The sequence below is a fragment of the Plantactinospora endophytica genome, assembly GCF_016862915.1.
Lineage (GTDB): Bacteria > Actinomycetota > Actinomycetes > Mycobacteriales > Micromonosporaceae > Plantactinospora > Plantactinospora endophytica.
Map to the genome: position 1 here is coordinate 134883 of NZ_BONW01000044.1, position 18657 is coordinate 153539.

Consider the following 18657-nt stretch of genomic DNA (forward strand, 5'->3'; position numbering starts at 1 on the left):
AGACTTGCCGGATTGGCCTTGGTCCGAGCGAACCGTCTGGAGGACGCCCGCATGGCGCAGGAGATTCTCGACCGGCACGAACGGCGTACCGGTCCAGCCCCGCCTCCGCTCGGCTACGTCCGCCTCGCCGAACGCCCGTGGCGACGCCTCCCCCAACTCTTCGTCGGGCTCGCGCTCTACGGCTTCAGCCTCTCGGTCATGCTGCGGGCCTCGCTGGGGGTCAACCCGTGGAGCGTGCTCTACGACGGCCTGACCCGGCACATCCCGCTGAGCTTCGGCACGGTCAGCGCCGTCGTCGGCCTGCTCGTCCTGCTGTTCTGGATTCCGCTGCGGCAGGTGCCGACATTCGGCACCGGTGCGAACATCGTCGTCCTGGCGCTCTCGGCCGATCTCGGCCTGGCACTGCTGCCCGAGCGGCTGGGGCTGCCCGCCCGGATCGGCCTGCTCGTCGGCGGGATACTGCTCAACGGACTCGCCATCGCCGTCTACGTCGGCGCCCGGCTCGGCCCCGGACCCCGGGACGGCCTGATGACCGGCGCGTCCCGGTTGACCGGACGCTCGATCCGGCTGGTCCGTACCCTGATCGAACTCACCGTGCTGGGCGTGGGCTGGCTGCTCGGCGGGACCGTGGGCGTCGGCACGGTGCTCTACGCCCTCGCGGTCGGGTCGGTCGCGCAGTACTGCCTGCGCTGGTTCGCCTACCGCAGCAGCGCCGAGCGCGCGTCCGTCTCGACCGGCCCGCGCAGCGCCCGGGGCGGGGCGGCACCGGCACGGGCGGCCCCGGCAGCAGAGAGCGCGAGCACGCGGAGCCAGGCGGCCCCGGCAGGGGAGGGCGCGAGCACGCAGTGCCAGGCGGCCCCGGCCGCGGAGCGCGCGAGCCCGCAGAGTCAGGGGGCACCGGCCGCGAGCACGGAGGCGACGAGCGGTGACATGCCATGGCGGCCGTAGGGCCCGGCCGTCAGTCGGTCCGCTCGCCGGCCAGCCCGGCCAGGATCTCGTCGGCCACCTGCTCCGGGGTCCGCCCGTCGGTGACCACGGTCCAGGTGGCCACCTCGGAATAGAGCGGACGACGCTGGTCGAGCAGGTGCTTGAGGGTGGCCCGGGGGTTGATCGCGAGCAGTGGCCGGCCGGTGCCGAGGCCGACCCGCTTGGCCGCGTCCGACAGCTCCACGGAGAGGTAGATGACCCGGTGCCCGGCCAGCGCGGCCCGGTTCTCCTCGGCGAGGATCGCGCCGCCGCCGAGCGCCAGCACCCCGTCGAAGGAGGCCAGCGCGGTCGCCACGGCGGCCCGTTCCAGGGTACGGAAATGCTCCTCGCCGTCGTCCACGAAGATCTCCGGGATCGGCTTGCCGGCGGTCGCCTCGATGTCCCCGTCGGTGTCCCGGAAGTCGACGCCGAGCCCCTTGGCGACCAGCATCCCGGTGCTGGTCTTGCCGGCCCCCATCACCCCGACCAGCACGCAGACCGGTGCCATCAGTGGATCACCAGGTTGTCCAGGTAGCCGGCGAGGTTGCGGCGGATCTCGGCCACCGAGTCACCGCCGAACTTCTCCAGCGCCGCCTCGGCCAGCACCAGCGCCACCATGGTCTCGGCGACGATCGCGGCGGCGGGTACGGCGCAGACGTCGGAACGCTGGTTGATCGCGGTCGCCGGCTCACCCGTGGCGACGTCCACGGTGGAAAGTGCCCGGTTGAGCGAGGAGATCGGCTTCATCGCGGCGCGTACCCGCAGTGGCTCGCCGGTGGTGATGCCGCCCTCCAGCCCGCCGGCCCGGTCGGTGACCCGGCGTACCCCGGTGGCGGTGGGGACGATCTCGTCGTGCGCCACCGAGCCCCGGGACCGGGCCTGCTGCCAGGCGTCACCGATCTCCACGCCCTTGATCGCCTGGATGGACATCAGCGCGGCGGCGAGCCGGGCGTCGAGCTTGCGGTCCCACTGCACGTGGCTGCCCAGCCCCGGCGGTACGCCGTAGGCGAGCACCTCGACGATGCCGCCGAGGGTGTCGGCGTCGGACTTGGCGGCGTCCACCTCGGCGACCATCCGGGCGCTGGCCTCCGGGTCGAGGCAGCGCAGCGGGTCGGCGTCGATCCGCTCGGCGTCCTCGGGGCGGGGCTGTAGGCCGGGCTTGGCGGCGACCGAGCCGAGTTCCACCACGTGCGAGACGATCTCGATGCCGAGCGCCTGCCGGAGCAGGGCCCGGGCGACGGTGCCGACCGCGACCCGGGCGGCGGTCTCCCGGGCGCTGGCGCGTTCCAGGATCGGCCGGGCGTCGGTGTGGCCGTACTTCTGCATGCCGGCCAGGTCGGCGTGGCCGGGCCGGGGCCGGGTCAGGGCTGCGTTGCGGGCCTGACCGGCCAGCAACTCCGGGTCTACCGGGTCGGCGGCCATCACCGTCTGCCACTTCGGCCACTCGGAGTTGCCCACCCGGATCGCCACCGGGCTGCCCAGGGTCAGGCCGTGCCGGAGACCGCCGACGATCTCCACCTCGTCCCGCTCGAACGACATCCGGGCGCCCCGGCCGTAGCCGAGCCGGCGGCGGCCCAACTGGCGGACGATCTCCTCGCTGGTCACCTCGACCCCGGCCGGCAGCCCTTCGAGCAGCGCCACCAGAGCAGGTCCATGCGACTCCCCCGCCGTCAACCAGCGCAACACGACCAACCCTCTCCTCGTCGCGACCGGGCGCCGGCCGCCGGACGGTCAAGTTTGGCACGAACCCGGTGTACTCCGGTGCACCGCCCGTGCCGTCCCGCTCTACGGACGGGCAGGATCGGCCGGCTGGGCGGCCCGTTCCTGGTCGGTAAGCAGGTCGGCCAGCCGGTGCAGTTGTCCGGCGGCCCGCACGACGTCCCGCCGGGCCGGCTCGTCGAGCCGGTGCAGCGCGTCGAGCAGCAGATCGCGGCGGTGCGCGACGTACTCGCCGATCCGGACGTGCGCGGCCGGGGTCAGCCGGAGCCGGACCACGCGGCGGTTTTCCGGGTCCCGGGTCCGCTCCAGAAGGCCGGCTCCGGCGAGGTCGCCGACCAGGGTGCTGACGGTGTTGGCGGCGGTGTGCAGCCGCTCCGCCGTCTCCTTGACGCTGATCTCCGGGCAGCGCTCGACCAGCCGCAGCACCTCCACCTGGGCGTCGGGCAGCGGCGGCCGGCCGATCCGCCGGCTGGTCGAGCGGCGCAGTACCCGGTGCAGGTCGGCCACGGCCCGGCCGAGCGCCTCGGCCGCGCCGGCCGTCGCGTCGTCGGTCATCCCCGGTCCCCCGTTCCCCGTTCCCGTCGGCTACTTCACATCGCAATAGCTCTGCTCACAGAGCTAAAGTGTCGGTCTGTCCCAAGACTAGGGGGAACGCCGTGGGCGAAGCACGCCCCGCAGCAGCGCCCGCACGCCCCGCAGCACCGCCCGGACGCGCCGCCGGAGCCGGCCAACTGCTGCTGCTCGGCACCCTGACCGCGGTGGGTCCACTGTCCCTGGACATGTACCTGCCGGCCTTCCCGGAGATGACCGGCGACCTCGCCACCAGCCCGACCGACGTACAGCTCTCGCTGACCACCTTCCTGTTCGGCCTCGCCCTCGGCCAACTCGTCACCGGGCCGCTCAGCGACCGGTACGGGCGGCGCCGGCCGGTGCTGATCGGCGTCGCCGCGTACACCGTGGCCAGCCTGCTCTGCGCGTTCGCGCCGTCGGCCGAGGCGCTGGCCGGACTCCGGCTGCTCCAGGGGGTGGCCAGCGGAACCGGGGTGGTGGTCGCCCGGGCGATCGTCCGGGACCGCTACTCCGGCGTCGCGGCGGCGAAGTACTTCTCCCGGCTCATCCTGATCTTCGGTGTCGCCCCGGCCGCCGCACCGGCGCTGGGCACCCTCGTGCTCCAGGTCGGCAACTGGCGGGCCGTCTTCGTCGCCCTGACCGGAATCGGCCTACTGCTGCTCGGCGCGGTCGCCCGATGGCTACCGGAGACACTTCCCGCCGAACAGCGGAACACCGGCGGGCTGGCCGGCACCGCCCGGGCGATGTGGGGACTGCTCACCGACCGGGTCTACCTCGGCTACGTACTCACCCAGGGGTTGGCGTTCGCCGCGCTGTTCGCGTACATCTCCGGGTCCTCGTTCGTGATCCAGGACGTCTTCGCGCTCTCCGCCGGCTGGTTCACGCTGATCTTCGGGCTGAACGCCGCTGGGATGACCGCCGTCGGTCAGCTCAACGCCCGGCTGCTCGACCGGTACGGCACCCGCCGGCTGCTCGGCACCGCCCTGCTCGCCAGCCTGCTGGCCGCCGCCGCCCTGCTCGGCGGGGCGGCCACCGACAACCTGCCGACCGTACTGGTCGCGCTCTTCGTCTTCGTCTCCTGCGTCGGCATGACCCTGCCGAACGGCCTGGCGCTGGCCCTGGACCGGCATCCCCGGCACGCCGGTACCGCTGCCGCGCTGCTCGGGGCGCTCCAGTTGAGCATCGCCGCCGCCCTGGCACCACTGGCCGGCCTCGGCCCGGACGACAGCGCGCTGCCGATGGCCGTACTGGTGCTCGGCAGCACCGCACTCTCCGCGCTGGTGGTCTTCACCCTCACCCGGAGCGGGCGGCAGCCAGTGCCGAACGCATCGCGTCCACCGGCGCCGGTACCCCGGTGAACTGCGTGAACTGTCCCACCGCCTGGGCCAGCAGCAGGTCGAGGCCGGAGACGATCCGGCAGCCGGCCGTCGCGGCTGCGGCCGCCAGCGGAGTCGGCCACGGGTCGTAGACGACGTCGAAGAAGACGGTCTCCGGCCGCCAGGACCGGGCCACCTCGGCGAAACCGTCGGCGGCGCCCTTCGGCACGGTGGAGATGACCAGGTCGGCGCCGTCCCGCTCGCCCGGGGCCGCCCAGTCCGCGATCTCGAACCGCAGGCCGAGCGTGTCGGCCAGCCGGGCCAGCTCGGCACCGGCGGCGGGCCGGCGTACCCGGCAGGTGACCCGGCGGGCGGAGAGCCGTACGGCGGCGGCCAGCGCGGCCCGGGCGGTGCCCCCGGCACCGAGCAGCAGCACCTCGGCGTCGGCCGGTACGCCGGCTCCGACCAGCACGTCGACCATGCCCGGTACGTCGGTGTTGTCGGCGGCCCACGAGCCGTCCGGTCGGCGTACCAGAGTGTTGGCGGCACCGATCGCGGCGGCGACCGGCGAGACCTCGGTGGCCACCGCGAGCGCCGCCTCCTTGAGCGGCATGGTCAGGGAGAGCCCCGCCCACTCCGGGCCGAGCCCGGCCACCCGGTCGGGCAGCTCGGCCTCGGCGCACTCGATCGCCGTGTAGGACCAGCCGGTCAACCCGGCCGCCGCGTAACCGGCGTTGTGGATGACCGGGGAGAGCGAGTGGGCGATCGGCTTGCCCAGCACCGCCGCCCGGCGCTCCTCCGTCACGTCGTCGTCACCGTCACCGTCACGTCGTCGTCACTGTCACGTGTCGTCACCGTCGCGGCGTCGCCACCCGCACGTGTCGTCACCTCAGAGCACGCCGTTCTTCCGGGCCTCTTCGATGTTGCGCTCGTGCTCCTCGTTGGTGGTGGCGAACTTCGAGCGGCCGTCCTTGTCGACGGCCACGAAGAACAGCCAGGTCCCCTTCGGCGGGTTCATCGCCCCTTCGAGGGCCTTCTGCCCCGGGTTGTTGATCGGCCCCGGCGGCAGCCCCGCCTTGCCGTGCATCCGGTAGGGGTTGTTCTTGTCGAAGAGGTCCGCGTCGGTCATGTCCCCGGAGCGCTTGGTCTTCTTGCCGGTCCGCTCCCAGTAGTAGTTGACCCCGACGTCGAACTCCAGGCAGCCGGTCAGCCCGTTGCCGTTCTTGCAGTAGTGGTCGCCACTGTAGATCCGGTTGTACGCCACCCGGGCGACCTTGCCGAGGTCGATCTCGTTACCCGCCTCGGCCTGGGCCAGCGACGCGACGATCAGTGCCTCGTACGGGCTGATCTCGCGCTCCTTCTGCACCCGGTCGACGAAGTCGATGTCCTCGGCGACCGACATGAAGCGCTGCACCATCAGCTTGAGGATCGCCTCGGCGCTCGCGTTCGGGGGCAGCTCGTAGGTGTCCGGGAAGAGGAAGCCCTCGATCGTCTTGTCGACCTTCTGGCCGTCGTCGCGCTTGAACCAGAAGTCCGCGATGCCGAGCCCCTTCAGGTCCTTGGCGGCGGTCTCGAAGTCCTTGACCGGGAGCTTGGTCTCCGCCGCCAGCGCCTTGAAGATCTGCTTGACGGTGGCGCCCTCCTTGACGAGGAAGCCGTTGACGAGCTTGTTCTTCAGGTCCAGCAGCAGGCCCAGCGCCGCCTCCGCGTTCATCTCCTTGCGGACCTTGTAAACCCCCGGCTGGATGTTGCCGCTGCGGGAGTTCGCCTGGGCCGCCTCGATGAACGCCTTGGTGCTCTTGACGACTCCGGCCGAGACCAGCGTGTTGGCGATCTCGGCGATGGTCTGGCCCTCCTCGACCTGGACCTGGACCTCACCGCTGCCGGTGCCGTCGTAGTCCGGGGTGACGAAGTAGCCCTGCACCCGGTCGAAGCCGTACCAGCCTGCGCCGCCCAGGACGCCGAGCAGCACGAACGTCATCAGCAGGGCCGCGATCGTCCGGCCCCGCCCGCCACGCTTCTTCTTGCCGTTGCGGTTGCGCGCGCCGCGCCGGTGCCGTCCCTTCTCCGCACGCTCGTCGAACGCGAGCTCCAACTCGTCGATCATCCCGTCCGCCTCCGCTGCCCATCTAGCCAGCTCTGCAGAATCTCCACCGCGGCCGCCTGATCGACCACCGCCCGTTGACGCCGTCCTCGGACGCCCCGCTCGGCTAGCCTACGAGAAGCCACGACGGTCGACATCCTTTCATCCACCAGATCCACCGGCACCGGCGTGATCGCCGCACCGAGCCGCCGGGCGTACGCCTTCGCCTGGGTCGCCGCCGGTCCGTGCGTCCCGGCGAGTGTCACCGGCAGACCGACCACGACCGTGACCACCTGGTGGAGTTCGACGAGCCGCGCGATTTCCGAGATATCGGCCGGAACCGCCTCATTATCGGTCTTCAGGTCCCGGGGCAGCGTCACCAGCGGGGTTGCCAGGATCCCGTCCGGATCGGAGAGCGCGACACCCACGCGTACCTGACCGACGTCCACGCCGAGCCGGACGCCCCGGGGAAGGGTCGTCATCGCGTCGTGCCAGGAAGGGGTCGGTTCATAGCGCTATGCCACCGGAAAACTGGATCATCCGATTTCTGTCGGCCGGTTCCGGGCAGATCCGCCCGAACCGGCGGGCCGTCATGGCTGAAGATCCAATCACAACGGCCCGCCGGGGAGCAACCAGAAGCCGCACGTCACGCCTCGGCGAGCGCCTTCTCGACCGCCGCCAGCAGGCTGGGCGCCTCGCTGGCCGGCAGGCCGCCGCCCTGGGCCAGGTCGGCGTTGCCGCCACCCCGGCCGGAGAGCGCGCCCTTGACCAGGGCCGCCGCCGAGACGCCCCGGTCCTTGGCCGCGCCGTTCACCGCCACCACCAGGGACGCCTTGCCGTTCGCCCGGGCCGCCACCGCGACCACCGCCGGGCGGGCCGGGTCGATCTTGCCCCGGATCTCCTGGGCGAGGGTACGCACGTCGTTGCCGCCCGCGCCCTCCGGCGCCTCGGTGCCGACGAAGGCCACCCCACGGACGTCCCGGGCCGCCGAGGCGAGCGCCGCCGCACCGCCGAGCACCAACTGGGCGCGCAGCTTCTCCAACTCCCGCTCGGCGTCCCGCAACTGCGCCACGGTCTGCTCGACCCGGTCGGCGACCTGGTCGCCCGGCACCCGGTACAGCTCGGCCAGCCGGGAAACCAGCAGGTGCTCCTTGGCCAGGAACTGGAACGCGTCCAGCCCGACGAGCGCCTCCACCCGGCGTACTCCGGAGCCGATCGACGACTCGGAGAGGATCTTCACCAGGCCGAGCTGGGCGGACCGGGCCACGTGGGTACCGCCGCACAGCTCGCGGGCGTACTCGCCGACCTCGACGACCCGCACCTCGTCGCCGTACTTCTCGCCGAACAGCGCCATCGCGCCGAGCCGGCGGGCCTCCTCCTGCGAGGTGATGAAGGCGTGCACCTCCAGGTCGGCCAGCAGCACCTCGTTGACCTGCTGCTCCACGTCGTGCAGCACGCTCGGCGCCACCCCGGTCGGGGTGTTGAAGTCGAACCGCAGCCGCCCCGGCGCGTTCAGCGAACCGGCCTGGGTCGCCGACTCGCCGAGGAAGTTGCGCATCGTCTGGTGCACCAGGTGGGTCGCGGTGTGCGAGCGGGAGATCGCGCGGCGGCGTACCACGTCGATCTCGGCCAGGCCGGCCTCGCCACGGCGTACCTCGCCGCGGACCACCCGGGCCCGGTGCACGATCAGCCCCGGCAGCGGCTGCTGCACGTCGAGCACCTCGACCTGGCCCTCGCCGACCGTGATCAGGCCGACGTCGGGCTGCTGGCCGCCGCCCTCGGCGTAGAACGGGGTCGCGTCCAGCACCAGCTCGATCGTGTCACCCTCGCCGGCCACCTCGACCGGGGTACCACCGGCACCGAGCAGCGCCCGCACCGACGACTCCCGGGACACCTCGGTGTAGCCGGTGAACTGCACCGGCCCGCCGGCGTCGAGCACGGAACGGTAGGCCGACAGGTCGACGTGGCCGGTCTTGCGGGCCTGCGCGTCGGCCTTGGCCCGGGCCCGCTGGTCGGCCATCAGCCGGCGGAACCCGTCCTGGTCCACCGACAGCCCCTGCTCGGCGGCGATCTCCAGGGTCAGGTCGATCGGGAAGCCGTACGTGTCGTGCAGTTGGAACGCCTTGTCGCCGGAGAGCTTCGCCCCGCCGGCCGAACGGGTCTCGGCGATCGCGGTGTCCAGGATCGTGGTGCCGGCACGGAGGGTGGACAGGAAGGCGTCCTCCTCGGCGTACGCGTACGACGAGATCCGGTCGAACTCCGCCGCCACCTCCGGGTACGACGGGGACATGCAGTCCCGGGCCACCGGCAGCAGCTCGGGCAGTGCCCGCTCCTGCCAGCCGAGCAGCCGCATCGCCCGGATCGCCCGCCGCATGATCCGACGGAGCACGTAGCCGCGCCCCTCGTTGGCCGGGGTCACCCCGTCACCGATCAGCATCAACGCGGTCCGCACGTGATCGGCGACCACCCGCAGTCGTACGTCGTCCGGGTGCGACTCGCTCGCCGCGTGCCCCGACTTCGCGCCGTAGCGTCGGCCGGTCATCTCGGCGGCCCGGTCCAGGATCGGCCGCACCTCGTCGATCTCGTACAGGTTGTCGACGCCCTGGAGGATCGCCGCCATCCGCTCCAGGCCCATGCCGGTGTCGATGTTCTTCGCCGGCAGGTCACCAAGGATCGGGAAGTTCTCCTTGTCGGTCCCCGGACCCCGCTCGAACTGCATGAAGACCAGGTTCCAGAACTCCAGGTAACGGTCCTCGTCGACCGCCGGACCACCCTCGGCCCCGTACGCCGGACCCCGGTCGTAGTAGATCTCCGAACACGGCCCGCACGGCCCCGGGATACCCATCGACCAGAAGTTGTCCGCCTTGCCGCGCCGGACGATCCGCTCCGCCGGTACCCCGATCTTGCGCCACAGCGCCTCGGCCTCGTCGTCGTCCAGGTAGACCGTCGGCCAGATCCGCTCCGGGTCCAACCCGAAACCGCCGTCCGCGACCGGCTTGGTGACCAGTTCCCAGGCGAGCGCGATGGCGCCCTCCTTGAAGTAGTCACCGAACGAGAAGTTCCCGTTCATCTGGAAGAACGTGCCGTGCCGGGACGTCTTCCCCACCTCGTCGATGTCGGGGGTACGGATGCACTTCTGCACCGACACCGCCCGTCGGAACGGCGGCGACTGCTGACCGAGGAAATACGGCACGAACTGCACCATGCCGGCGTTGACGAACAGCAGGTTCGGGTCGTCGATCGCCGGCAGCGGAGCGGACGGCACCACGGTGTGCCCGTTGGCCTCGAAGTGCGCCAGGTAGCGCCGCTTGACTTCCGCCGTCTTCATCTCGTGCCTTCCTCCGGAAACAACTCGCGATCGCCGATCCTCGGGTCCTCGCGCAGGTCCTCGAACTGGTCGTCGAAGGCCACGCCCTCGGCGAACGCCTGGTGGATCTGCTGCTCACGCTCGGCCATGCCGTCCCGGACGTCGTCCGCGAAGTCCCGCAACGACGCCACCACGCCACCCGCGGACTGGGCCAGCGAGCCCGCGATCCCCTGCGGCGTGTACGCCTGCGCGGTGCGGGTCAGCTTGCGGACGACCAGTGCGCCGACGGCCAGCCCGATGCCCAGCCAGAGCAGTCGCTTCATGGCCTCATCCTTCCGCCGAGCCGGCGCGGCGGTCACGCCGGGATGCCCGACGCTGCTGCTTCAGGACGGCGCGTACGTCGCGCTCCTCCTCGGCGTGCCGGCGGGCGGCGGCGGCCTTGCGCACCCCGTACCCGAAAGCAGCGACCTTGACCAGCGGGTTCGCGGCGGCGGCCGAGACCACGGTGCTGAGGTTGGCGATGTTGGCGGTGACGTTCTGGGCGTGCCCGGTCATCGTGTCGATCTTGGCGAGCTGGATGTTCACCCCGTCCAGCGAGGTGTGCACCTGCCCCAGCGCGGTGTTCACGTTCTCCACCGTGACGTTCATGTTGGCGAGCAGCGGTGCCGTGCGGTCGTTGATGTCGTTGATCGCCCGGGTCGCCGCGTCCACCGTGTTGCCCAGCCGCCAGATCGGCCTGGCCAGCACCAACACCAACATCAGGAACGCACCGGCCGCGACGAGCGCCGCGATCTGTCCGACCTCTCCAGCGTCCACCCGTGTCCTCCTCTAAGCACCGTCTAGGAAATCGCTCTGCGCACCGTCTGCGGATCTGGGCACCGTCCGGGACGTCGCGCGCGACCGTCTCACCCGGACGTCCGGCACCGCGTCGCGGCGTTCTCCGGAATGCCCATCGAGTACCAACCGTGAACCCTACCGTCGGTGACGACCGCCGGCCTCACGACGGGGTGGGTGTGGGCGTCAGCCCGCCGAGTGGGCTGTCGGTCAGCAGCGGGTCCGGGTCCACTCCGGTGAGCGACGGATCGGTGGTCGGCTGCGGGCCGACCCGGTCGTCCTCGATCGCGTTCCGCACCTTGATCGACACGCGCGAACCGTCACAGTTCGCGGCGTCCGGGCCGGCCGCGCCGGGCGACGGGACGGCACCGGGCGCGCTGACCGCCGGGTCGGGACAGGCCGGCGGGCGTACCCACATGTCGAGGGTCAACTCGTCCCGCCGCCAGCAGGTGTAGCGCCCCTCGACCGGCTGTTCCGGACAGAGCGCCACCTTCCACGGTTGCCACCCCTCACGGGCCAGCGCGGTCTCGTAAACCTGCGCCGTCTCCTCCCACTGCCGGTCCGACTCGACGGTCCGCTCCCGGAACCGGCACTCGATCAGACACCACCGGCTGCCGCTCACCCCGTCGACCGTGTCGGTCGCGGCCCAGGCCGGCACCGCCAGCGCATCCAGCGAGTTGAACACCGGATCCCGGGTGGCGGCCCGGACCCCGAAGTACGTCGGCAGCGCGCCGAGCACCAGCAGGCTGGCCAGGAGCAGGGCGATCGTCTTCAGCCGACGCTGCTCGCGAAGTTGTCGGCGCAGTTCCGCCCGGGCACCCCGGACCGGCTCCGCCGACGCGTCCGCCGGATCGGACCGGTCCGGTCCACCCGCCCCGTCCGGCCGGACGCCGGAGGCCGGGGGCACGGCGGCGGAGCGTACCGCCACGTCCGGCCGGGATGGACCGTCGGGGCGTGCGGGGCCGTCCGGGCGTACCGGTGGGCGGGGCGGCGCGTCGGGTCGGACCGGCGGGTCGGGGCGTACCGCCTCGTCCCGGCGGGCCGGACCGTCCGGCCGGCTCCCCGGCGCGGAACGGGGCGGAGTCGCCCGGCCCGGCTCACCCGGTGCGGGCCGACCGGGCGTACCGGCCGGATCGCGGGGCGGGCCGGACGGAGGCGCGACCCCCGGCCCGGGATGTACCGGCGCCGCCGGCCCCCGGGCCGACGCCCGAGCCGGTACGCCGGAGCCGGGAGCACCAGCCGGCCTACCCGGTACGCCACCGTCGAAGGCGGCACCACCCGGGCGACCGCCGGCACCGTCGAGGGGCGCGCCGGGGCGACCGGCACCGGCACCGTCGAGGGGCGTGCCGGGGCGACCGGCACCCGGGCGCGGGGCGGGACTCTCCCCCCGCCCTGGGCCGGAGACCGGCGGGCCGCCCCGGTCGGCCGGCTCGACCGCGTACCTGCCACCCGGCATGCCACGCCGATCCGCCGGTTCCACCGGAGACCGGCCGAGTCCGGCGGCGCCACGCGACGTCCCCGGGTCGACGCCCGGCTCGCTCACCCGGGGGGTACCGCCACGCGGCGAAGGCATGTTCCGTGGACCGCCCGGCTCGGGCGCACCGACGCCTCCGGCGGGACCTCCGGTCGTCGGGGAATCGCCGCGCGTCCCACCCCCGGGCGGTGGTGCGACCGCACCGTGCCGCCCCGGCACCACCGGCGGCAGCCCGCCGTGCCGACCACCGCCCGGCCCGTCGGTGCGCAACGGTGGCCCGGACGGTCCCGCCCCGGCAGGTCGTACCCGGGAAGCCCGTCCGGCATCCCGGAAGTCCTCGGCCGGCGGCGCCTCGTGCCGGCCTGTCTCAGGCCCCGGAGCGGGGTGTCCGCCGTCGAGGCCGTCCGGACCGGCGGGCGGCCGGTTGGCTGCCCGACCCGGCCCGGCCAGCGGATTCGGTCCACCGGCGGACCGGCTGCCCGGCTCGACACCGGCCGGACCACCCGCGACCGGCGGAAGACCTCCGGCGGCACCGGCTCCGGAACCGGGGGCCGGTGGCCCGTAGCCGGCGGCCGGCGTGACCGGACGGATGCCCCGGCCGGCCTTCCGGATCCAGTCCGCCGGACGCTCCGGATAGCCGACTGGCGGCCCGGACGGACGGCCCTCCCGATCGGCGGCGGCATGCGCCCCACCGGAAGCGGGTTGCGGACCTACCCCGGGCGGGCCGCTGACGGCCGCATGCGCGCCGCCTCCGGCCGCCTGCCCACCAGCTCCGGCCGTGTGTCCACCAGTTCCGGCCGGGTGTGCGCCGCCGGGGGCGGAGTGCGACCCGCCGCCGGGGGCGGCATGTGCGCCCGTGCCGGGGGCGGAATGGCTACCCGCGCCAGCCGCGTGTGCGCCGGACGGCGGCGGTGCGGCGCCGGGCCGGCGTGCACCGAGGATCCCACCCCGGCCCGGGTCGCCCGGGTCGTATTCCGGAACACCGGGCCGGCCCGGTGCCCCGGCCGCAGGACCGGTCGGGACCGCAGGGGCGTTGCCAGACGCGGGTACGACAAAGTCACCGCTCGTGGGTGCGCCCGGTGCGTCGAACCGCCCGCCAGCGCCGGCCGGGCCGCCGAAGTCGCCGGACGCGGGGCCGGCCGGCCGGCCCAGCCGACCGTCGGCCGGTTCGGTCGGCGCCGCCCGACGTCCCGGGGACGTCTCTTCGGCCCGGCCACCCGCCGCACGCCGACCCGCAGCCGGCTCGACCGGTGTACCGCCGTGCCGTGGCTGGCGCCCGGCGGACGGTACCGGCTCACCCGGCCACGGTGTGGCACCGGGCCGCAGGCCCGACGACTCGGCGCGGTCGCCCGCCGCATGCCGCTCCGGAGCCGACCCGGACCACGCCCCCGGAGGAGCCGGCTCGGCCGAACGGCCCGGCCGGCCGAGCGGTGGCGCCGGAACGACCGGTGGCACCACGGGCGGCGGCGGTCCGGCCGGTGAGTGTGGCTCGGCGCGGGCCGGCTGCGGTCCGGCGTTCCGCGCGGGCTGGCCCGGTTCCGGGAACTCCGGCCCGCGCCGGGGCGGCGCCTGCGGCTCCGGTGCCGGTCCGTCACCTCGACGCCCGCCCGGTCCGGCCATCGGGGCACCCGAAGCGGGCGGGCCGGCGTCGTCCTGTCCGGCCTCCGGTAGCCGCTCGTACGCGGCGGGCACCCGGGCCGGCGGGTCGGCCGAGGTCGTACCGTCGGCCGGGCCGATGTCGGCCTTCTGCTCCTTGGCCGTACGCAGGTCGGTGATCCAGCCGAGTTCCTCGCCGCTGACCTCCGGCTCCGTGGCGGGAATCTCCTCCGACTTGCCCCGGCCCCAGCGGCGTCCCTTGCCCCGTGGTTCCCGCCGCTCGTCCTGGCCGTCCTCGCCCCGGTCCGAACCGCGCGATCTCACTGGTCTTCCTCCCCTGCGGGTGTCCCGCCGCCGTCTGCCGTCACCTTGCCGTGCACGCCGTCCTCCGGCCCCCTGCCGGGATCGTCCGGCTCCCCCGCGCCGCTCACGGCCACTTCCGTCCCAGCTCCGCTCACGGCCTGCTCCCCCAGCCTGCCGTTCGCGGCCGGCTCCACCGCTCTGCCGCTCGCGGCTGTCTCTGCCGTGCCGCCGCTTGCGGATGGCCCTGCCGCAGTGCCGTTCGTGGCTGGCCCTGCCGTGCCGTTGCTCGCGGATGGCCCTGGCGCAGTGCCGTTCGTGGCTCTGCCCGGCGCGGTGCCGCGCGTGGGCTGCCCCGACTCGGGAGCGTTCGCGGGCTGCCCCGCAGCGGTGCTGTTCGCTGGCGGGGGTTGTCCCCGGACGATCCGGCGCAGCAGGGGCAGCCGGGTGCCGACCGCCCGCTCCGCGCCGTGCCCGCTCGGCTGGTAGTAGTCCATCCCGACCAGGTCGTCCGGTACGTACTGCTGGGTGACCACGCCCCGGTGGTCGTCGTGCGGATAGCGGTAGCCGGCGCCGTGCCCCAGTCCGCGCGCGCCGGAATAGTGCGCGTCGCGCAGCGCCCGGGGCACCGAGCCGCCCCGACCGGCCCGTACGTCGCCGATCGCCGCGCCGATCGCCGTGGTCGCCGAGTTGGACTTGGGTGCGGTGGCCATGTGGATCACGGCCTGTGCCAGGTTGAGCTGCGCCTCCGGCAGTCCGACGTACTCCACGGCGTGCGCGGCGGCGGTGGCCACGCTCAGCGCGGTGGGGTCGGCCATCCCGACGTCCTCACTGGCGAAGATCACGATCCGCCGGGCGATGAAGCGGGCGTCCTCACCGGCCACCAGCATCCGGGCCAGCCAGTGCAGCGCGGCGTCCACATCGGAGCCGCGCATGCTCTTGATGAACGCGCTCACCACGTCGTAGTGGGCGTCACCGTCCCGGTCGTAGCGCACCGCCGCCACGTCGACCGCCTGCTCGGCGGTGGCCAGGTCGATCACGGTCTCGCCGAGCGCCGTCGCCGAGCCGGCCGCCGCCTCCAGCGCGGTCAGCGCCTTGCGTACGTCGCCGCCGGCGAGCCGGACCAGGTGCTCCTCGGCGTCGGCGGCGAGGGTGAGCGCGCCGGCCAGTCCCCGCTGGTCGGCGACGGCGCGACGGAGCAGTCCCCGTACCGCGTCGTCGTCCAGCGCCTGCAGGGTGAGCAGGACGCACCGGGAGAGCAGCGGCGAGATGACCGAGAAGTACGGATTCTCCGTGGTGGCCGCCAGCAGGGTGACCGTACGGTCCTCCACCGCGGCCAGCAGTGAGTCCTGCTGGGTCTTGCTGAACCGGTGCACCTCGTCGATGAACAGTACGGTGGGTCGGCCACCGGCCCGCCGTTCCCGACGGGCGGTGTCGATCACCGCACGGACGTCCTTGACCCCGGCGGAGAGCGCCGACATCGCCACGAAGCGTCGCTCGGTGGCGTGTGCCACCAGGTGGGCGATGGTGGTCTTGCCGCTGCCCGGCGGTCCCCACAGGATCACCGACATCGGTGACGTCCCGGTCACGAGCTGTCGCAGCGGCGCCCCGGGGGCGAGCAGGTGCTCCTGTCCGACCAGCTCGTCCAGGCTGGCCGGACGCATCCGCACCGGCAGCGGAGAATCCGCGGAGGGTACGGTGAAGCCCTCGGCGGCGGTCCCGGTCGGCGCGCCACGCCCGCCGACGGGATCGACGAGAGAGAATAGGCCGTCGGACTCCATCACGAAGACATTACCGGCCCGGTTTCCAGTGCCGGAAATGCACCGATAACCGGGCCGGTCGCGATCCGACGACGATCAGCCCCGACCAGGCCGGCGGCCCCGGTACCAGCGCCCGCCGCCGCCGCCGGCGGTGCCCGGCCCACGGCCGACCCCGGCGAGGTAGAGGGCGAGGCAGAGCAGACCGATCAGCACCAGGGTCGGGAAGTTGAACAGGTCGGGTGCACCGAGGTTCTCGTCGAACAGGTCCAGCAGCAGTGCGAAGGCGAAAACTCCGGCGGCGATGTAGGCGAGCATCAGTTCCTCCCGGCGGGGGTTCCAGTAGGTCGGCCAGGATGTACCCGACCGCGTCCCGCGCCAATCCACCGACACCGGCCACCCCGTTCCGGCCCGGTCAGGCGTCGGGCGGCGCTACGCCCGGCTCGGATTCCCCGACCCGCTCGCCCGGACCTCGGTGGGGGTCGGCTGACCGCTCGACGCCTGAACGCCGGGGCGGTGACGCTGGTCCGGCCCGGCCGGCGCCGCCGGTCCCGGCTGCTCCGGAATCTGCTTGGACACCGTCGCGCCGGGATCCGTCGGGCGGGTGGTCGGCTCGGATCGGTCCGGACCGTCGGGGGTCGCGGCGCGGCGGTCCGCCCACCAGGCGGGCAGGTAGAGCGGGGCCGCGACGGCCAGCACCACGCCGCCGACCAGCATCGCCGTACTGACCGTGGTGGCCGCCGCCAGCGAGGTGAGCAGGACACCGCCGAGTGCGCCGGACGGCTGCGCCACCATCGAGTTCAGCGAGATGACACTGTTCCGGTACGGCCCGTCGACCTGTCGGTGCAGTAGTCCGGAGTGCAGCGGGTTGGCCGCGCCGTGCACGGCGTAGCAGAGCAGGTAGGCCGTGATGATCCCGATCGGCCCGGCCAGCAGTGCCATCCCGACGACGGTGGCTCCCTGGAGGATGCGAAGCAGGCCGGCACTGAGCGGCACCCCCAGCCACCGGCTGGCGTACGCGATCAGCGCCGCGCCGCCGGCCGACGCCAGCCAGGCCGCGGACGCCGTCGGGCCGAGCAGCGCCGCCGCCTGGTCCCGGTCGCCGAGCACCTCGGCGAGCCGGACCGGCAGCAGGGTCTCGAAGGTCACCATCCCGAAGCCCCAGAACAACTCCACCGCGATCAGGGCGAGCACGATCCGGGACCGGCGGGCCAGCCCGAGTGCGCCGCCGATCGCGCTCGGCACCGCCCGGAGCGAGCCGCGCAGCGCGGCGACACCGGCCGCCGGGCGTACCTCGACCAGCAGCAGGAGCAGGGCGGTCAGGGCGACGACCTCAAGGGCGACCGACACCAGCACCGGCAGGGTGAGCGCGCTGACGCCGCCGACCGGCCCGAGTGCGACGAGACCACCGCTGAGCAGCGCTCCGGCGCCGATGCACACGCCGAGGACGACTCCGCCCGCGCTGAGCCCGCGCTCGATCGGCGCGTCGGGGTCGGCGGCCAGGGCGGCGTCGACGTACCAGGACTCCAGTGGGCCGCTGTCCAGGGCCCGGAAGATCCCCTGGAGGACGAACGCGAGAAGGAACAGAACGAAGCTGTCGGCGGTCAGGAAGAGCAGCAGCGAGCCGAGGTTGACCAGCCCGGCCGCGACCATCACCGGCTTGCGGCCCAGTGCGTCGGCGAGACCCCCGGTCGGCAGTTCCAGCGCCAGCACCACGAGTCCCTGCGCGGCGGCGACGAAGCCGACCTCCGGCAGGCTGAGGCCGCGCTCCAGCAACAGCAGCATGAGTACCGGAATCAGCAGCCCGATCGGCAGCCAACGCAGCCCGTGCAGGATCAGGTAACGCCGCCGGACCTGGCGGCCGGTCAGTACGGTCATCCCCGTTCCCCGTTCTCCTCGACGCCGCCGGCCAGCGGGATCGGCCCCCGCACCGGAAAACTGTGCAGGTAGAGCAGCACCTGCTCGGTGCCGTCGCCCGGTTCGGGCAGGTCCATCCCGTCGACCGCCGGTACGGCGTGCCGGTAGCGGTCGATCACCGCGTGCAGTTCGTCGTTGAGCTGCCGCAACTGCGGCGGGTCCAGCCGGAGCAGCACGTCCGAGAAGTTCGCCGCGTCACGCCACTCGGCCGGGTACGTGTGCTGCTCGGTGACCCAGCGCTCGGTCAGGTCGGCGTGCAGCCGGATCGCGTGCCGGTAGAGCCAGTCGGCGGCGGCGAGCGCGTCCGGGTCGTCGGCGAAGTCGGTGCTGCGCCAACTGCTGAACTGGTGCGCCGCCCGCCACCACCGCTGCCGGCCGGCGCCCAGGTCGGGCTCCTCCACGACCAGCCCCGCGTCGGCGAGTTGCCGCAGGTGGTAGCTGGTGGCGCCGGTGTTGGTGCCGAGCGCCTGGGCCAGCCGGGTCGCCGTGGCCGGGCCGTCCGACCGGAGCGCGATCAGCAGCCGGGCCCGGAGTGGATGGGCCAGCACCCGGATCTGCGCACTGTCCAGGGCCACCACCGAGGGCGGCGGCTCGCTCTGGTTCGACCGCTCACTGTCCATACACGCACAATAACTGTGCACAGATCCTGTGCACAATAGCTATGCATAGAATCTGTGCATGCTTGACCGAACCCGAACCCGAACCCGAACCCGAACCCGAACCCGAACCCGAACCCGGAGTCGGAGCCAGAGCCGACGCGGCCCGACAGCCGGCTGACGCTGCGCGGGCCGGACGCCGAACGGGCCGGACGCTGAACG

At 73.4% G+C, this 18657-nt stretch carries 15 protein-coding genes and 1 pseudogene; 2 read left to right on the top strand and 14 right to left on the bottom strand.

Annotated features, from left to right (window positions below; all coding sequences use genetic code 11):
• Positions 1 to 63 precede the first annotated feature (63 nt).
• A pseudogene (gene yczE / locus Pen02_RS36825) lies at positions 64 to 687 on the top strand (membrane protein YczE); the annotation flags it as partial.
• Positions 688 to 958: 271 nt separating this feature from the next.
• Here yczE and Pen02_RS36830 read toward each other — a convergent pair.
• The 3 genes from Pen02_RS36830 to Pen02_RS36840 form a co-directional block, all read right to left on the bottom strand.
• Positions 959 to 1474 carry a shikimate kinase gene (locus Pen02_RS36830; RefSeq protein ID WP_203870811.1) on the bottom strand — a complete coding sequence of 172 codons (516 nt, stop codon included), beginning with the start codon at positions 1472 to 1474 and terminating at the stop codon, positions 959 to 961.
• A complete protein-coding gene (aroC, locus tag Pen02_RS36835) occupies positions 1474 to 2652 on the bottom strand; it encodes a chorismate synthase (protein ID WP_203870812.1) in 1179 nt (392 codons plus the stop codon). The genes Pen02_RS36830 and aroC overlap by 1 nt, the downstream gene beginning before the upstream one ends.
• 99 nt (positions 2653 to 2751) lie before the next feature.
• Positions 2752 to 3240: a MarR family winged helix-turn-helix transcriptional regulator gene (locus tag Pen02_RS36840; RefSeq protein WP_203870813.1), complete on the bottom strand. Its 489-nt coding sequence runs from the start codon at positions 3238 to 3240 to the stop codon at positions 2752 to 2754.
• Between the two features lie 101 nt (positions 3241 to 3341).
• On the opposite strand from Pen02_RS36840, the gene Pen02_RS36845 reads away from it, so the two are divergent.
• On the top strand, positions 3342 to 4613 hold the full coding sequence (locus Pen02_RS36845; RefSeq protein ID WP_203870814.1) for a multidrug effflux MFS transporter: 1272 nt from the start codon (positions 3342 to 3344) through the stop codon (positions 4611 to 4613).
• On the opposite strand, the gene Pen02_RS36850 is transcribed toward Pen02_RS36845, so the two are convergent.
• The 11 genes from Pen02_RS36850 to Pen02_RS36900 form a co-directional block, all read right to left on the bottom strand.
• The gene (locus Pen02_RS36850) at positions 4549 to 5376 is read right to left on the bottom strand and encodes a shikimate dehydrogenase (protein ID WP_203870815.1); all 828 of its coding nucleotides are present in this window, start codon (positions 5374 to 5376) and stop codon (positions 4549 to 4551) included. The two genes, Pen02_RS36845 and Pen02_RS36850, sit on opposite strands and share 65 nt — an antisense overlap.
• An 84-nt stretch (positions 5377 to 5460) precedes the next feature.
• Positions 5461 to 6678 (bottom strand): endolytic transglycosylase MltG, encoded by a 1218-nt coding sequence (gene mltG / locus Pen02_RS36855; protein ID WP_203870816.1) that lies wholly within the window; start codon positions 6676 to 6678, stop codon positions 5461 to 5463.
• The gene (gene ruvX / locus Pen02_RS36860) at positions 6675 to 7136 is read right to left on the bottom strand and encodes a Holliday junction resolvase RuvX (RefSeq protein WP_203870817.1); all 462 of its coding nucleotides are present in this window, start codon (positions 7134 to 7136) and stop codon (positions 6675 to 6677) included. The genes mltG and ruvX overlap by 4 nt, the downstream gene beginning before the upstream one ends.
• 164 nt (positions 7137 to 7300) lie before the next feature.
• On the bottom strand, positions 7301 to 9982 hold the full coding sequence (gene alaS / locus Pen02_RS36865) for an alanine--tRNA ligase (protein WP_203870818.1): 2682 nt from the start codon (positions 9980 to 9982) through the stop codon (positions 7301 to 7303).
• Positions 9979 to 10284 carry a hypothetical protein gene (locus Pen02_RS36870; protein ID WP_203870819.1) on the bottom strand — a complete coding sequence of 102 codons (306 nt, stop codon included), beginning with the start codon at positions 10282 to 10284 and terminating at the stop codon, positions 9979 to 9981. Before Pen02_RS36870 ends, alaS begins: the two co-directional genes overlap by 4 nt.
• 4 nt (positions 10285 to 10288) lie before the next feature.
• Positions 10289 to 10777, bottom strand: a complete 489-nt coding sequence (locus Pen02_RS36875) for a DUF948 domain-containing protein (protein ID WP_203870820.1) — start codon at positions 10775 to 10777, stop codon at positions 10289 to 10291.
• Positions 10778 to 10958: 181 nt separating this feature from the next.
• On the bottom strand, positions 10959 to 11600 hold the full coding sequence (locus Pen02_RS36880) for a hypothetical protein (protein ID WP_203870960.1): 642 nt from the start codon (positions 11598 to 11600) through the stop codon (positions 10959 to 10961).
• A gap of 2585 nt (positions 11601 to 14185) precedes the next feature.
• The gene (locus tag Pen02_RS36885; protein ID WP_239141893.1) at positions 14186 to 15946 is read right to left on the bottom strand and encodes a replication-associated recombination protein A; all 1761 of its coding nucleotides are present in this window, start codon (positions 15944 to 15946) and stop codon (positions 14186 to 14188) included.
• 75 nt (positions 15947 to 16021) lie between these two features.
• Positions 16022 to 16240, bottom strand: coding sequence for a hypothetical protein (locus Pen02_RS36890; RefSeq protein ID WP_203870821.1), 219 nt, complete (start codon positions 16238 to 16240; stop codon positions 16022 to 16024).
• Positions 16241 to 16354: 114 nt separating this feature from the next.
• Entirely contained in the window at positions 16355 to 17800 is a 1446-nt protein-coding gene (locus Pen02_RS36895) for an MFS transporter (protein ID WP_203870822.1), read from the bottom strand.
• Positions 17797 to 18459: an ArsR/SmtB family transcription factor gene (locus tag Pen02_RS36900; RefSeq protein WP_203870823.1), complete on the bottom strand. Its 663-nt coding sequence runs from the start codon at positions 18457 to 18459 to the stop codon at positions 17797 to 17799. The genes Pen02_RS36895 and Pen02_RS36900 overlap by 4 nt, the downstream gene beginning before the upstream one ends.
• Positions 18460 to 18657: the final 198 nt, after the last annotated feature.

Bases quoted from the DNA above. Each gene is read 5' to 3' on its own strand.
- Pen02_RS36830 (WP_203870811.1), bottom strand. From the start codon at position 1,474: ATGGCACCGGTCTGCGTGCTGGTCGGGGTGATGGGGGCCGGCAAGACC.
- Pen02_RS36840 (WP_203870813.1), bottom strand. From the start codon at position 3,240: ATGACCGACGACGCGACGGCCGGCGCGGCCGAGGCGCTCGGCCGGGCC.
- mltG (WP_203870816.1), bottom strand. From the start codon at position 6,678: ATGATCGACGAGTTGGAGCTCGCGTTCGACGAGCGTGCGGAGAAGGGA.
- ruvX (WP_203870817.1), bottom strand. From the start codon at position 7,136: ATGACGACCCTTCCCCGGGGCGTCCGGCTCGGCGTGGACGTCGGTCAG.
- alaS (WP_203870818.1), bottom strand. From the start codon at position 9,982: ATGAAGACGGCGGAAGTCAAGCGGCGCTACCTGGCGCACTTCGAGGCC.
- Pen02_RS36870 (WP_203870819.1), bottom strand. From the start codon at position 10,284: ATGAAGCGACTGCTCTGGCTGGGCATCGGGCTGGCCGTCGGCGCACTG.
- Pen02_RS36885 (WP_239141893.1), bottom strand. From the start codon at position 15,946: ATGGAGTCCGACGGCCTATTCTCTCTCGTCGATCCCGTCGGCGGGCGT.
- Pen02_RS36890 (WP_203870821.1), bottom strand. From the start codon at position 16,240: ATGCTCGCCTACATCGCCGCCGGAGTTTTCGCCTTCGCACTGCTGCTG.
- Pen02_RS36895 (WP_203870822.1), bottom strand. From the start codon at position 17,800: ATGACCGTACTGACCGGCCGCCAGGTCCGGCGGCGTTACCTGATCCTG.
- Pen02_RS36900 (WP_203870823.1), bottom strand. From the start codon at position 18,459: ATGGACAGTGAGCGGTCGAACCAGAGCGAGCCGCCGCCCTCGGTGGTG.